We start from the raw sequence: 13,218 nt of genomic DNA on the forward strand, positions 1-13,218 counted from the left end.
GAGTCCTTTCATGCATTGCGTTGGTTCAACGAATCATTAAGGCGCGGAAACTGTAAATTTCCGGTCAGCAATCACATCCTCTTCCTGTCAGACACAGACGTCAAGGGCCGTTGATAGGTATGGAATTTCTGCTTCAAGCAGGGGCCGCGGGACTGGCTTTGCCAGACCGCAGGCGCAGCGGCCCCCTCGGGGGGCAGGAAGCTACACGAAGTGAGCGACCGTGGGGGCTACAAGTCCTCAAGCTTGATGGTCGGCTCAGCCATCACACGCACGGTGCTTTGCAGGCCCTGCAGGAGCTGGTTGGCGAAGTAGCTGCTCTGGGTGTCGGGCTCCAGTGCAGCAAACACTAGGTTGCCAAGCGGTTGATTCAGAGGCACATAGTAGCTGCCGCGAGGCACGTCCACCACGCCGCGTGTCAGGCTGACCTGGACCTTGAGAACGGCTTTGCCGTCGGCGATGGTGCCGCGCACGTCCTGGCGTTCACCCGAGGTGCTGGACGTTTCCCGATAGCTGTCGCCGAGCATGGAACCCTGTTCGGCAACGCGCTGCACCTGGACACCGTGCAGCCGCAGCCGGTCGACGGCCACGGTGGAGGACGCCGACAGCCAATAGCCGCAGGGGCGTGCGCGAGCTTTAAGGCTGCGCAACGCGAGGGCAGAATCCCAGTCCACGGACACTGTCTTGTCGGCCCCTGTCACGGGGTCGAGCATGAGCAAGTCGTACTGTGCGGAAGTAGGCGCGGCCTCCACGACGGCTTCCTCCTTGCAGGCTTTGGCGCCGACTTCCTTGTCGAGGTAGGGCCGCAGCTGTTGCAGCTCGTTCGCGCGCTGGGCGGTGCTCGCCAGCGCACTGGTGATGGCTGTCACGTGGGTGTGGACGCGCCGCTGGATATGCAGGCGGCCAATGCCAACTCCGCGTGTTTCGATCAGCAGGCTGATGGCGTTTTTCAGTCCGTAAACATTTCGGCTGGTGTCGGGTTGGGTGCCGCCCATCGAGATTTTTTTGTCGGCCAGGTCGCTTGAGGTGGTGTAGTACCACTCCGTGGTGAGGTTTTGGCCCTTGAGGGCAGTTAGCAGAGGGCGCCGGTACCACTCCTCCGCGGCCTTGGTCAAAAACTCGGGCAGGTTGGCAGTGGTGGCGTACTGGAACAACGCGTCGAACTTCTGCACGCTGCCGAACTTCTGCAGGAAGCGGCCCACGACCGTGTACTCATGGGCGTCGACCACCACAGTGGGGTGGTAATCACGGGCGAGCCTGGCAAGCGCCTGGGCTTCCGGCGTGTTGAGCAGCATGTGGTCGCGGTTCATGTCCAGCCCGCCTGTGGTCGCACGTTGCTCATTCGCTGCACCATCAGGATTGGCGCGCGGAACAATCACTACATTGATGCGGTCCAGCGCGGGCTGCAGCAAGCCTTGTGCAAGCTCCCGGGCGATGACCAGCAGCGCCTCGCTGCCGGCAGGCTCGTCGCCATGCTGCTGGCCTACCAGGAGCACCGTGGGCTTGCCTGCTGACTGCATTACCGTGGGGTCCGTGCCACCGGCGCGGGTCAGGACCAGTGCTTCAAGTGTTTCACCGCGCTGTGACCGGCCTATGGGCAGCACGGCAGCCCTGACCCCGGGCGTGCGGGAAGCTGCGGCGGCCTGTTCGCGCAGCCATGCCTGGATTTCGGCCTGCGTGGTGAACGTGGTGCGGCCGGCTTGCAGTCCAGGCGTGTTGTAAACAACGGAGGGCGCTGGAAAGCGCGCGGCAACCGCGTCGCTATAAGGTGCTGGTTGGCCGCCCGTTGCTGTCGGGGGCGCCACGGGCGAGGTCTGGACTACAGCGGCCGCAGGCGCAGGACGTTGCGCGGCGGGCGCTGGGGCTGGTGAGGGCGCAGAAGTCTGTGTGGAGGGTGGCGTCCATGGCGGAAGCGGTACCGAAGTGCAGGCGGCCAGCAATGCCAGCGGAAGCAGCAGGGCAAGCGGATACATGCGATACGCGGGCGGAAGGTGAGGGTGTGGAGTGGAATTGTGCGGCATGGTCGGCGTCATTTTTTCCTGCACTTCAAGGCCTGAGCTGGTCGGATGGTGTAACCGTCCATATTACCCGCTTGCCGGAGTGCGGCACGCCGGTTTGGGCGAATTCCCGGGCCTCTGCAGCAAGGCCGCCACGGTTTTTGCCCGACTCCGACAGGTTCCTGTATTCCTACACAAGCGCTCCCGGGTTTCCCACAAATCTCGCGCGAGCGTCGGCCTAAATTGGCTTGGCGGCTGGCTTTGCTGGCCGCATTGAATTTCAACCCACAAACAGACTGACCATTAACCCCAAAGAGGATCCCCATGAGCAAAGCACCTCCGAAAAAGCACGATGCCGTAGACCTGCTGGATGCCGACCATATTGCCGTCAAAAAACTGTTTACCACCTTCAAGAAGTTGTGCGACAGCCATGCGTCCGGCGAGGAGAAGCGCGAAGTAGCCGACAAGATCTGCCAGGAGCTGACGGTGCACGCGCAAATTGAGGAAGAAATCTTCTATCCACAAGTGCGCGCGGCCATCAATGACGACGCGCTGCTCGACGAGGCAGAAGTGGAGCACGGTACGGCCAAAGACCTGATCGCACAGATATCGGGCATGGATCCGGAAGACGACCTGTATGACGCTCGTGTGACGGTACTGGGCGAATACATCGACCACCATGTGAAGGAGGAGCGCGAGGAAATGTTCGTCAAGGCCCGCAAGTCCAGGCTGGACCTGGTTGCGTTGGCCGACGAGCTAAGCCAGCGCAAAATGGAACTCATGGACGAATTCAAAACTGCCGAGGTCTGACGGTTTTTGGGCGGGCTTCTCCGGGCCAAAACCCTGCGCCGCTGCGGGTGCGTCCTTTCTGGGAAAATGGGGCTATGTCAGCCCCATTTCCATTTCCCGCTGCGCCTGTATCCGGCGCATCTGCCGCATTGCCGGGCCATCCCTGGCGGCTGAGCGTGGCGCCGATGATGGACTGGACCGACCGGCATTGCCGCCACTTTCACCGGTTGTTGTCGCGCCACGCCTTGCTCTACACCGAAATGGTGACCACGGGTGCCTTGATCCACGGTGACGTGGAGCGCCACTTGCGCTTCGACGCCGAAGAACATCCCGTGGCATTACAGCTGGGCGGCAGCGAGCCGGCGGATCTGGCGCGCTGTGCGCAGCTGGGCGAACAATGGGGCTATGACGAAATCAACCTCAACTGCGGGTGCCCCAGCGAGCGCGTGCAGCGCGGGGCTTTCGGCGCCTGCCTGATGGCCGAGCCGCAGCTGGTGGCCGATTGCGTGAAAGCCATGGTCGATGTGGTCGATGTGCCGGTCACGGTGAAGCACCGCATCGGCATCGACAAGGCTGAAAGCTATGAATTCGTGCGCGACTTTGTGGGCACGGTGAGCGAGGCCGGTTGCAAGGTCTTTATCGTGCATGCGCGCAACGCCTGGCTCAAGGGCCTTTCCCCCAAGGAAAACCGCGAGGTGCCGCCGCTGCGTTATGAGTTGGTGCACCGCCTCAAGAAGGAATTGCCGGGCCTGGTCATCTGCATCAACGGCGGCATCAACACGCAGGAAGAGGTGACCGGGCATTTGGCCGCGCTTGACGGCGTGATGATAGGCCGTGAGGCCTATCACAACCCCTGGTGGCTGGCTTCCTGGGACAGCGCTTTCTTCGGCGCTGCCGAATCCCTGCCGACCCGTGAAGCTGTGGAATCGCAGATGTGCGACTACATGGTGCGCGAGGCCGCTGAGCATGGCACACCCAAGAGCGCCATTGCGCGCCACATGCTGGGCCTGCGCAACGGCTTGCCCGGTGCGCGGCGCTGGCGCCAGGTCTGGAGTGACCACCGCCTGCGCGACCTCCCGCCGCATGCCGTGATGGCGCTGGCACACGAAATGCCGGCTTCGTCGCCATCGACGCTAGCCGACACCACCGCCATGGCCGATGCCTGATTCCGCGCAAAAACAGGCGCGCCAGGCGTTGGCCTTGCTCTGGTTGGTACCGGCGCTCTGGACAGTCAACTACATCGTGGCGCGCAAGGCGCCGGGCGTGATAGGCCCTTATCTGCTGGCTTTCGGGCGCTGGGGCCTGGCGGCGTTGCTTCTGCTGCTGCTTACGCGGTCCGAGCTGTGGCGCCAGCGCGGCCACATCGCCAAAGTGTGGTGGCAGTATCTGGTGCTCGGTACCTTGGGCATGGTGATTTGCGGCGCCTGGGTTTACCAGGGGGCGCGGTCCACCGGTGCGATGAATATCGCGCTTATTTATGCAGCGTCGCCGGTGCTGATAGGTCTGGGGGCAGTGATCTGGCTCGGTGAGCGCCTGGGCCTGCGCCAGGGCCTGGGGGTGCTGCTGGCCATCGCCGGTGTGGTGCACGTCGTGGTCAAAGGCCAATGGACCGCACTGGCTGGCGTGCAGTTCTCGGCAGGAGACCTGTGGATCGTGGCTGCCACGGTGTCATGGGCTGCCTATGCCTTGCTGCAAAAGCAGTGGCCCAGCCCGCTTGGCGCCACGGCCAGGCTGGCGGCCATCTGCGTAGGCGGTAGCCTGGTCTTGCTTCCCTTGACTGTTTGGGAAATGTCGCGGCCTGATGCCCTGTCGTTAAGCGGCTACGGGCTGTGGCTGATCGTGGTGGCCGCAATTGTGCCGGGGCTGGGCGCTTACTGGATTTACGGCTGGGCGCAAAAAATCCTGGGTGCCAGCCGTGTGGCAGTGTCGCTGTACCTGGGTCCTCTCTATGCGGCGCTGGCTGCCTGGGGCGTGCTGGGCGAACCGTTGGGCTGGCACCACGCGGTGGGTGCCGCATTGATACTGCCCGGCGTATTTTTTGTAACGGGCGCCGACAAAGGGCTGACTAAAAAACATTCAGGGCCGATACTGACAGAAGGCACTTGAAATTCCTGACACGCATTGGTGACTTCAGCTTGCGGTCTGCTGTTTGTCCATGCAACGCGTGTGTCTGATTTTTGTCTGTTGAATGCGCTTCGGCTTTGAAATGAATCACGGCCAGCGATTTTTCATTCTTCAACAAAACCTTCAAAGCTGCCAGATCGCCTGCGCACTCAGCTATTAAAAAGATAGCAAACTCAACGACCATGAAGACGGACGTGCGATGGTTCCGGCAAGGTGCACACACGCATACATATCGCCCGCATTCGTTAAAAAATACGCTGTACCTATTCGCGCATTTGGAAAATAATGGAAACGATTGTTCCCTGGAACTTTCCGTTGATGCTGCGATCTACCAATCGCATGGTGTGAGATAACAGTCGATGCATTGCGCGGAATCTGAAGCAGATTTCCATCATGAGTCGGGGTGCTTCGGTTCCCGCGCGCAAAGGAGGCTTTATGGATGTCGTCCGTAATTTTCTGACGCGTTATGAACAGACGCGAGAAGAGGAGTTGTCCATCGAGGACTACCTCGACGCCTGCAAGCGCAGTCCTCTCGTCTACGCCACCGCGGCTGAGCGCATGCTCGCCGCCATTGGTGAGCCTGAACTGCTGGACACCCGGCATGACCAGCGCCTGTCGCGTCTGTTCGGCAACAAGGTCATCAAGATCTACCCGGCGTTCCGCGACTTTTACGGCCTGGAGGATCCCATCGAACAGGTGGTTTCCTATTTCCGCCATGCTGCGCAGGGCCTGGAAGAGAAAAAACAAATCCTCTATTTGCTGGGCCCTGTGGGTGGCGGCAAATCGTCGATCGCCGAGCGGCTCAAACAGCTGATGGAGCAAGTACCTTTTTACGCCTTGAAGGGATCGCCTGTTAATGAGTCTCCGCTCAGCCTGTTCAATAATGCAGAGGACCTTCCGCTGCTCGAGTCCCAGTACGGCATTGCACCGCGTTACCTGCAGCGAGTCATGTCGCCGTGGGCGGTCAAGCGCCTCGAGGAGTACGGCGGGGATATTCGCCGGTTCCGTGTGGTCAAGCGCTTTCCTTCCATACTGAAGCAGTGCGCCATTTCCAAAACAGAGCCTGGCGACGAGAACAACCAGGACATCTCTTCGCTGGTCGGCAAGATCGACATCCGCAAGCTGGAGACTTACGCCCAGGACGATCCGGACGCCTACAGCTATTCCGGCGGCCTGTGCCTGTCCAACCAGGGCTTGCTTGAATTTGTGGAGATGTTCAAGGCGCCCATCAAAGTGCTGCATCCCTTGCTGACCGCCACTCAGGAAGGCAACTTCAAGGGCACGGAGGGCTTTGGCGCCATTCCCTTCGACGGCATCGTGATGGCGCACTCCAACGAAAGCGAGTGGAAGGCGTTCAAGAACAACAGGAACAACGAGGCTTTCCTGGACCGGATTTACATCGTCAAAATTCCGTATTGCCTGCGCGTGTCGGAGGAAGTGAAGATTTATGAAAAGCTGATTCACAACTCCTCGCTGCACAACGCCATCTGCGCGCCCGGCACCCTGAAGATGATGGCGCAGTTTGCCGTGCTGACGCGCCTGAAGGAGCCCGAGAGCTCCAGCATCTTCAGCAAGCTGCAGGTGTATGACGGCGAAAATCTCAAGGACACCGACCCGAAAGCCAAGAGCTACCAGGAATACCGCGACTATGCGGGTGTCGATGAGGGAATGAATGGGATCTCGACGCGTTTTGCCTTCAAGATTTTGTCCAAGGTGTTCAACTTCGACTCCACCGAAATCGCGGCCAACCCTGTGCACCTGATGTATGTGCTGGAGCAGCAGATCGAGCGCGAGCAGTTCCCGCCTGAAACCGAGCAGAAGTACCTGGCCTATATCAAGGAAATCCTGGCCATGCGTTATGCCGAGTTCATCGGCAAGGAAATCCAGACGGCCTACCTGGAGTCCTATTCGGAATACGGGCAGAACATTTTCGACCGGTACGTGACCTACGCCGACTTCTGGATCCAGGACCAGGAATACCGTGATACCGATACTGGCGAAATCTTTGACCGCTCGGCGCTCAATGCCGAGCTCGAGAAAATCGAGAAGCCTGCCGGCATCAGCAACCCGAAAGACTTCCGCAACGAGATTGTCAATTTCGTGTTGCGCGCGCGGGCCAACAATGCGGGCAAGAACCCGGTCTGGACCAGCTACGAAAAACTCCGTACCGTGATCGAGAAAAAGATGTTCTCGAACACCGAAGACCTGCTGCCAGTGATTTCGTTCAATGCCAAGGCCAGCGCGGACGAGCAGCAAAAACACGAAGACTTCGTCAACCGCATGGTCGCCAAGGGGTATACCACGCGGCAGGTCCGGTTGCTGTGCGACTGGTACCTGCGGGTACGCAAGAGTTCCTGAGGGCCGCGGCGCGCCGTGGCGGCGCGTCCTGTGTCAGGTGTAGTCATGTGTATGTGACCGGAGATCAACGTGCTCCAGCAAGTCATTGACAGGCGGTTGGCGGGAAAGAACAAGTCCATCGGCAACCGCGAGCGTTTCCTGCGCCGATTCCGTGGGCAGATACGCGACGCCGTGCGCCGTGCTGTCGCGGGCCGCAGCATCCATGACATCGAACAGGGCGAAGACGTCACATTGCCGCGGCGCGACGTTTACCAGCCGGTGTTTGGTCATACCGGCGGCACGCGCGAGACTGTGCACCCCGGTAACCGCGAATACGTACGCGGCGACCGCATCGCGCGGCCGCAGGGCGGCAGCGGCGGCGGGTCGGGCGGTGAGGCCAGTCCCGACGGTGAGGGTGAGGACGACTTTGTCTTCCGCATCACGCGCGAAGAGTTCATGCAGTATTTTTTTGACGACCTTGCGCTGCCCGATCTCATACGTACCCAGCTTTTGCCCGATGCGCCGGAATGGAAGTCCCGCCGCGCCGGTTTCATCTCGGACGGAACGCCGACCAACCTGCACGTGGTGCGTTCGCTGCGGGTCGCGCTCAGCCGGCGCATCGCCATAGGCGGGGAGACGCGGCGGCAGGTGCATGAGCTGGAGGCGCAGCTGGCGCTGGCGCTGCGCGACGCGCCGGACCTGCCTGACGAGATTCTTTCCTTGAGGACACAAGTCGACGCGCTTCGCCGGCGCCTCAAGGCCATCCCGTTTTTCGATCCCTTCGATCTGCGTTACCGCAACCGGGTCAGGGTGCCGCAGCCCAGTGCCAAGGCGGTCATGTTTTGCCTGATGGATGTATCGGGCTCCATGGACGAAACGCGCAAGGACATCGCCAAACGGTTTTTTATCCTGCTGTACCTGTTCCTCAGGAAGCATTACGAGAAAACCGACGTCATCTTCATTCGCCACCACACCCAGGCCACCGAGGTGTCCGAAGAGGAATTCTTCCAGTCCACCGAAACCGGTGGCACCGTGGTGTCCAGCGCACTGGCCTTGATGCACCAGATCATCCAGGAGCGCTATCCTCCCGGCGACTGGAACATCTATGGCGCCCAGGCTTCGGACGGCGATAACTGGCACCAGGATTCGGCACGCTGCCGCGAATTGCTGGTCGGCAAGCTGCTGCCGGTGTCGCGGTATTTCGCCTATGTCCAGGTCGGTGAAGAGGACCAGAACCTCTGGGAGGAGTACACCCAGGTGCAAGAGGACAACCGTAATTTCGCGATGCGCAAGGTCGCAGCCGCGGACGAGATTTTCCCGGTGTTCAGGGAGTTGTTCAAAAAAGGCGTCAAGCCATGACAAAGAGCGAGAGAAAGCCTGCCGAAGTGGCGGCGCCTGGCTTGTCCGGCACCGGGCGCCGGCATGCCTGCCTGCCCAGCCCGTCCGACTGGTCCTTCGAGTTGATCGAGCTCTACCACGGCGAGATTGCGCGAAAGGCAAAGTCCTTCGGCCTGGACACCTACCCGGTGCAACTCGAGGTCATCACGGCCGAGCAGATGATTGATGCCTATGCCTCGGTGGGCATGCCGGTGAACTATCGGCACTGGTCCTTCGGCAAGCAGTTCATCTCGACGGAAAAAAATTACCGGCGCGGCCAGATGGGGCTGGCTTACGAAGTCGTGATCAATTCCAACCCCTGCATCGCCTACCTGATGGAAGAAAACACCATGCCCATGCAGGCGCTGGTGATGGCGCATGCCTGCTACGGGCACAACTCCTTCTTCAAGGGAAACTACCTGTTCCAGATGTGGACCGACGCCGGCGCCATCGTCGACTACCTGGTATACGCGCGGGCCTACATTGCCGAGTGCGAAGAGCGCCACGGCTGGGAGCCCGTCGAGCAGCTGCTGGATTCCTGCCATGCCCTGATGAGCCACGGCGTGGACCGTTACCAGCGCTCGCAGAAGCTGTCGCTGGCGGAGGAAGAAGCCCGCCGCAAGGACCGCGAGGCTTATCTGCAGCAGCAGCTCAATGACCTGTGGCGCACAGTCCCCAGGTCTGCCGACAAGCCGGCCGAAAAAACCCATCGCCGTTTTCCGCCGGAGCCGCAGGAAAACATCCTGTATTTCATCGAGAAGAACGCGCCCCTGCTGGAACCCTGGCAGCGCGAGGTGATCCGCATCGTGCGCAAGATCGGCCAGTATTTTTACCCACAGCGCCAGACGCAGATCATGAATGAAGGCTGGGCCACCTTCTGGCATTACACACTGCTCAATTCCCTGTACGACGAGGGCTTGCTGACCGACGGCTTCATGATCGAATGCCTGCGATCCCACACCAATGTCATTTACCAGCCGCCGGTGACACATCCGGGCTACAACGGCGTCAACCCCTACGCGCTGGGGTTTGCCATGTTCAGCGACCTCAAGCGCATTTGCGAGTCTCCCACGGAAGAAGACCGGCAGTGGCTGCCGGACGTTGCCGGCTCCAACTGGCTGGAGACGCTGGACTACGCGATGCGGCATTTCCGCGACGAGAGTTTCATCGGGCAATACCTTTCGCCGCGTCTGATACGCGAATTCCGCCTCTTCTCAGTGGTGGATGATGCGAGCAAGTCCGAGCTTGAAGTGGCGGCCATTCATGACGACGCGGGTTATCGGCATGTACGCGAGGCGCTGTCGCGCCAGCATGACCTGAATTACCGCGAGCCCAACATACAGGTCTGGGACGTGGACGTGCGCGGGACCCGCTCCCTGACCTTGCGCCACAGCCGCCACAACGACCGAACGCTCACGGACGATGTCCAGGAGGTGATCAAGCATGTTGCGCGCCTTTGGGGTTTTCCCGTCCTGCTTGAAAGTGTGGACAAGCATGGCAAGGTGGTGCAGCACTGGGAGGCGCTGCCGCAGGCCTGATTTCATTCAGGGGTCGGCCGGAAGGTGGGGTTGTCAGGCCGCCGCTTCCAGTCCGTTCCTGAAGTGCTCCCGCATGCGCTGCGCGGTGGCATTCGCGTCGCCTGACGACAGCGCCTGCATGATGGCGCGATGCTCGGCAAGCGACTCTTCAATGCGGCCACTTTTGAGCAGCGAGTTGTGGCGGTTGAGCTTCATGACCTTGCGCAGGTCGGCCACCATCTGGTCGCGCCAGCGGTTGTTGGCGATTTCCAGCAGGCGCATGTGAAAGGCTTCATTGATCTCGAAGAACCGCTCACGGTTGCCGACGGCTTTCTCGAGTTCGTTATGCAGGCCCTGCAGTTCCTTGAGCTGGGAAGGCGTCGCCTGGGTGGCCACCACACCGGCCGCGTCGCTCTCCAGCAGCGCAAGCAGGTGATACACATCGGCCAGGTCCCGCTCAGACACTTCGGTTACATAGGCGCCGCGCCGCACCTTCATCGTGACCAGGCCTTCGGTGGCCAGCACTTTCAGGGCTTCGCGCAGCGGCGTTCGGCTGATGCCGTATTCCTCGGCCAGCTTGAGCTCGTCAATCCAGCTGCCCGGCGTCAGTTCGCGGTTGAAGATGCGCTGGCGCAAAAGCTCCGCCACTTCTTCGTAAAGCGCTCGAGGGGTCAGGGACACTGCGGCCATGGGTATAAATTTTTTGAATGTGCGAAAGCTTCGAGTGGGCGCTGCTTTCGATCAGCGCTGCACGCGAGTTAGTGGGCATCTTACTTCAAACTGAATTTTGCATCAATAATTATAAATGATGTAAACTTGGCCGGATTCATGACTTCCTCTCATGCTGAGCCTATGCTGTTTCTATCGCAGCACCCGGCGTGAAGACCCGTTACGGTAAACCCATCCCATGTCCAAGCCCAGCAAAGAACCTGAATTTCCTGCAGCCAGCCTCGAAGCATGGGCCAAAGCCGCTGCCAAATCGGCGCCTGGCGGCGATGTGGGCGCGCTGAACTGGCAGACGCCAGACGGTATCAGCGTCAAGCCGCTTTACACCGCCGAAGATACCAAAGACCTTCCGCACACCAACACGCTGCCGGGTTTTGAGCCTTTCATCCGCGGCCCACAGGCCACCATGTATGCGGTGCGCCCATGGACGATCCGTCAGTACGCCGGCTTTTCCACGGCTGAGGAGTCGAATGCTTTCTATCGCAAGGCGTTGGCCGCGGGAGGGCAGGGCGTGTCGGTGGCGTTTGACCTGGCCACGCACCGCGGCTACGACAGCGACCATCCGCGTGTGACCGGCGACGTGGGCAAAGCCGGCGTGGCGATTGATTCGGTCGAGGACATGAAAATCCTGTTCGACCAGATCCCGCTGGACAAGGTCAGCGTCTCCATGACCATGAACGGCGCGGTGCTGCCGGTGCTGGCAGGGTATGTGGTCGCGGCCGAAGAGCAGGGCGTGAGCCAGGAAAAACTGAGCGGAACCATCCAGAACGACATCCTCAAGGAGTTCATGGTCCGCAATACGTATATCTTTCCGCCCCAGCCCAGCATCCGCATCATCGGCGACATCATTGAATACACGGCGCAGAACATGCCGAAGTTCAATTCGATCTCGATCTCGGGTTATCACATGCAGGAGGCCGGTGCCAACCAGGCGCTTGAACTGGCCTTCACCTTGGCCGACGGGAAAGAGTATGTGAAAACCGCGCTGGGCAAGGGCCTGGACGTGGATGAATTCGCCGGGCGCCTGAGTTTCTTCTGGGCCATCGGCATGAACTTCTATCTGGAAGTCGCCAAGATGCGCGCCGCCCGCCTGCTGTGGTGCCGCATCATGAAGGGCTTCAATGCCAAGAGCCCCAAGAGCCTGATGTTGCGCACGCACTGCCAGACTTCGGGCTGGAGTCTGACCGAGCAGGACCCTTACAACAACGTGGTGCGCACCACCATCGAGGCGATGGCTGCTGTCTTTGGCGGCACGCAGAGCCTGCACACCAACTCGTTTGACGAAGCGATTGCCCTGCCCACCGAGTTCAGCGCCCGCATCGCTCGCAACACCCAGCTCATCATCCAGGAAGAAACCCACATTCCCCACGTCATCGATCCCTGGGCCGGCAGCTACATGATGGAAAAGCTCACCCAGGACATGGCTGACGCCGCCTGGGCCATCATTGAAGAAGTCGAGGCCATGGGCGGCATGACGAAAGCCGTCGACAGCGGCTGGGCCAAGCTCAAGATCGAGGCGGCCGCGGCTGAAAAGCAGGCGCGCATCGACAGCGGCAAGGACGTCATCGTCGGCGTCAACAAGTACAAACTCAAGACCGAAGACGCGATTGAATCGCGCGACATTGACAACGTGGCCGTGCGCGACGGGCAGATCACCCGGCTCAAGGCTATCAAGGCAAAGCGGGACATCGCTGCTGTGCAGGCCGCGCTGGACGCCTTGACGGCAGCCGCCGAAAATAACAACGGCAATCTGCTGGACCTTAGCATCAAGGCCGTGCGTCTGCGCGCCACGGTGGGTGAGGTCAGCGATGCCCTCGAGAAAGTCTACGGGCGCCACCGCGCCGATACACAAAAGGTGACCGGTGTGTACGCTGCCGCATATGACTCGGCCGAGGGCTGGGAAACTCTCAAGACCGAAATCAATGCTTTTGCTGAAGAGCAGGGCCGCCGTCCACGCGTGATGATCTCCAAACTCGGCCAGGACGGCCACGACCGCGGCGCCAAGGTGGTGGCCACGGCGTTTGCCGACCTGGGCTTTGACGTGGACATGGGGCCGCTGTTCCAGACACCCGAAGAGTGCGCGCGCCAGGCGATTGAGAACGACGTGCATGCGGTCGGTGTCTCTACGCTGGCGGCCGGCCACAAGACGCTGGTGCCGGCCATCATCGCCGAGCTCAAGAAGCAGGGCGCCGACGACATCATCGTGTTTGTCGGCGGCGTGATTCCAAGGCAGGATTACGACATGCTGTACGAAGCCGGCGTGAAAGGCATCTACGGCCCGGGCACGCCGATCCCGGCCAGCGCCAAGGATGTGCTGGAGCAGATTCGCAAAGCTGTTGCGAAATGAGTCTGCG

General features: G+C 60.7%; 9 protein-coding genes. 7 read left to right on the forward strand and 2 right to left on the reverse strand.

Annotated features, from left to right (window positions below; translation table 11 throughout):
• Positions 1-227: 227 nt before the first annotated feature.
• Positions 228-2,030, reverse strand: a complete 1,803-nt coding sequence (locus AC1DWQ_RS07670; protein WP_477669114.1) for a M14 family metallopeptidase — start codon at positions 2,028-2,030, stop codon at positions 228-230.
• A gap of 288 nt (positions 2,031-2,318) precedes the next feature.
• Between AC1DWQ_RS07670 and AC1DWQ_RS07675 the strand changes: the two genes are divergently transcribed.
• The 6 genes from AC1DWQ_RS07675 to AC1DWQ_RS07700 all read left to right on the forward strand — a co-directional run bounded on the left by AC1DWQ_RS07675 (position 2,319) and on the right by AC1DWQ_RS07700 (position 10,159).
• The gene (locus AC1DWQ_RS07675; protein WP_477669115.1) at positions 2,319-2,804 is read left to right on the forward strand and encodes a hemerythrin domain-containing protein; all 486 of its coding nucleotides are present in this window, start codon (positions 2,319-2,321) and stop codon (positions 2,802-2,804) included.
• Between the two features lie 74 nt (positions 2,805-2,878).
• Positions 2,879-3,949 carry a tRNA dihydrouridine(20/20a) synthase DusA gene (gene dusA / locus AC1DWQ_RS07680; RefSeq protein WP_477669116.1) on the forward strand — a complete coding sequence of 357 codons (1,071 nt, stop codon included), beginning with the start codon at positions 2,879-2,881 and terminating at the stop codon, positions 3,947-3,949.
• Positions 3,942-4,889, forward strand: coding sequence for a DMT family transporter (locus AC1DWQ_RS07685; protein ID WP_477669117.1), 948 nt, complete (start codon positions 3,942-3,944; stop codon positions 4,887-4,889). The genes dusA and AC1DWQ_RS07685 overlap by 8 nt, the downstream gene beginning before the upstream one ends.
• Before the next feature lie 453 nt (positions 4,890-5,342).
• On the forward strand, positions 5,343-7,265 hold the full coding sequence (locus AC1DWQ_RS07690; RefSeq protein ID WP_477651075.1) for a PrkA family serine protein kinase: 1,923 nt from the start codon (positions 5,343-5,345) through the stop codon (positions 7,263-7,265).
• Positions 7,266-7,328: 63 nt separating this feature from the next.
• On the forward strand, positions 7,329-8,603 hold the full coding sequence (locus AC1DWQ_RS07695; RefSeq protein ID WP_477669606.1) for a YeaH/YhbH family protein: 1,275 nt from the start codon (positions 7,329-7,331) through the stop codon (positions 8,601-8,603).
• On the forward strand, positions 8,600-10,159 hold the full coding sequence (locus tag AC1DWQ_RS07700; RefSeq protein ID WP_477669118.1) for a SpoVR family protein: 1,560 nt from the start codon (positions 8,600-8,602) through the stop codon (positions 10,157-10,159). Before AC1DWQ_RS07695 ends, AC1DWQ_RS07700 begins: the two co-directional genes overlap by 4 nt.
• 33 nt (positions 10,160-10,192) lie before the next feature.
• On the opposite strand, the gene AC1DWQ_RS07705 is transcribed toward AC1DWQ_RS07700, so the two are convergent.
• Entirely contained in the window at positions 10,193-10,828 is a 636-nt protein-coding gene (locus AC1DWQ_RS07705) for a GntR family transcriptional regulator (protein ID WP_477646492.1), read from the reverse strand.
• Between the two features lie 217 nt (positions 10,829-11,045).
• Between AC1DWQ_RS07705 and scpA the strand changes: the two genes are divergently transcribed.
• Positions 11,046-13,211 carry a methylmalonyl-CoA mutase gene (gene scpA, locus AC1DWQ_RS07710; RefSeq protein WP_477669119.1) on the forward strand — a complete coding sequence of 722 codons (2,166 nt, stop codon included), beginning with the start codon at positions 11,046-11,048 and terminating at the stop codon, positions 13,209-13,211.
• Positions 13,212-13,218 lie beyond the last annotated feature (7 nt).

Source organism: Polaromonas sp. P2_G11 (genome assembly GCF_056403595.1).

Coding starts and splice junctions, on each gene's coding strand:
- AC1DWQ_RS07685 (WP_477669117.1), top strand. CDS start 3,942: ATGCCTGATTCCGCGCAAAAACAGGCGCGCCAGGCGTTGGCCTTGCTC.
- AC1DWQ_RS07700 (WP_477669118.1), top strand. CDS start 8,600: ATGACAAAGAGCGAGAGAAAGCCTGCCGAAGTGGCGGCGCCTGGCTTG.
- AC1DWQ_RS07670 (WP_477669114.1), bottom strand. CDS start 2,030: ATGACGCCGACCATGCCGCACAATTCCACTCCACACCCTCACCTTCCG.
- AC1DWQ_RS07705 (WP_477646492.1), bottom strand. CDS start 10,828: ATGGCCGCAGTGTCCCTGACCCCTCGAGCGCTTTACGAAGAAGTGGCG.
- AC1DWQ_RS07690 (WP_477651075.1), top strand. CDS start 5,343: ATGGATGTCGTCCGTAATTTTCTGACGCGTTATGAACAGACGCGAGAA.
- dusA (WP_477669116.1), top strand. CDS start 2,879: ATGTCAGCCCCATTTCCATTTCCCGCTGCGCCTGTATCCGGCGCATCT.
- AC1DWQ_RS07675 (WP_477669115.1), top strand. CDS start 2,319: ATGAGCAAAGCACCTCCGAAAAAGCACGATGCCGTAGACCTGCTGGAT.
- scpA (WP_477669119.1), top strand. CDS start 11,046: ATGTCCAAGCCCAGCAAAGAACCTGAATTTCCTGCAGCCAGCCTCGAA.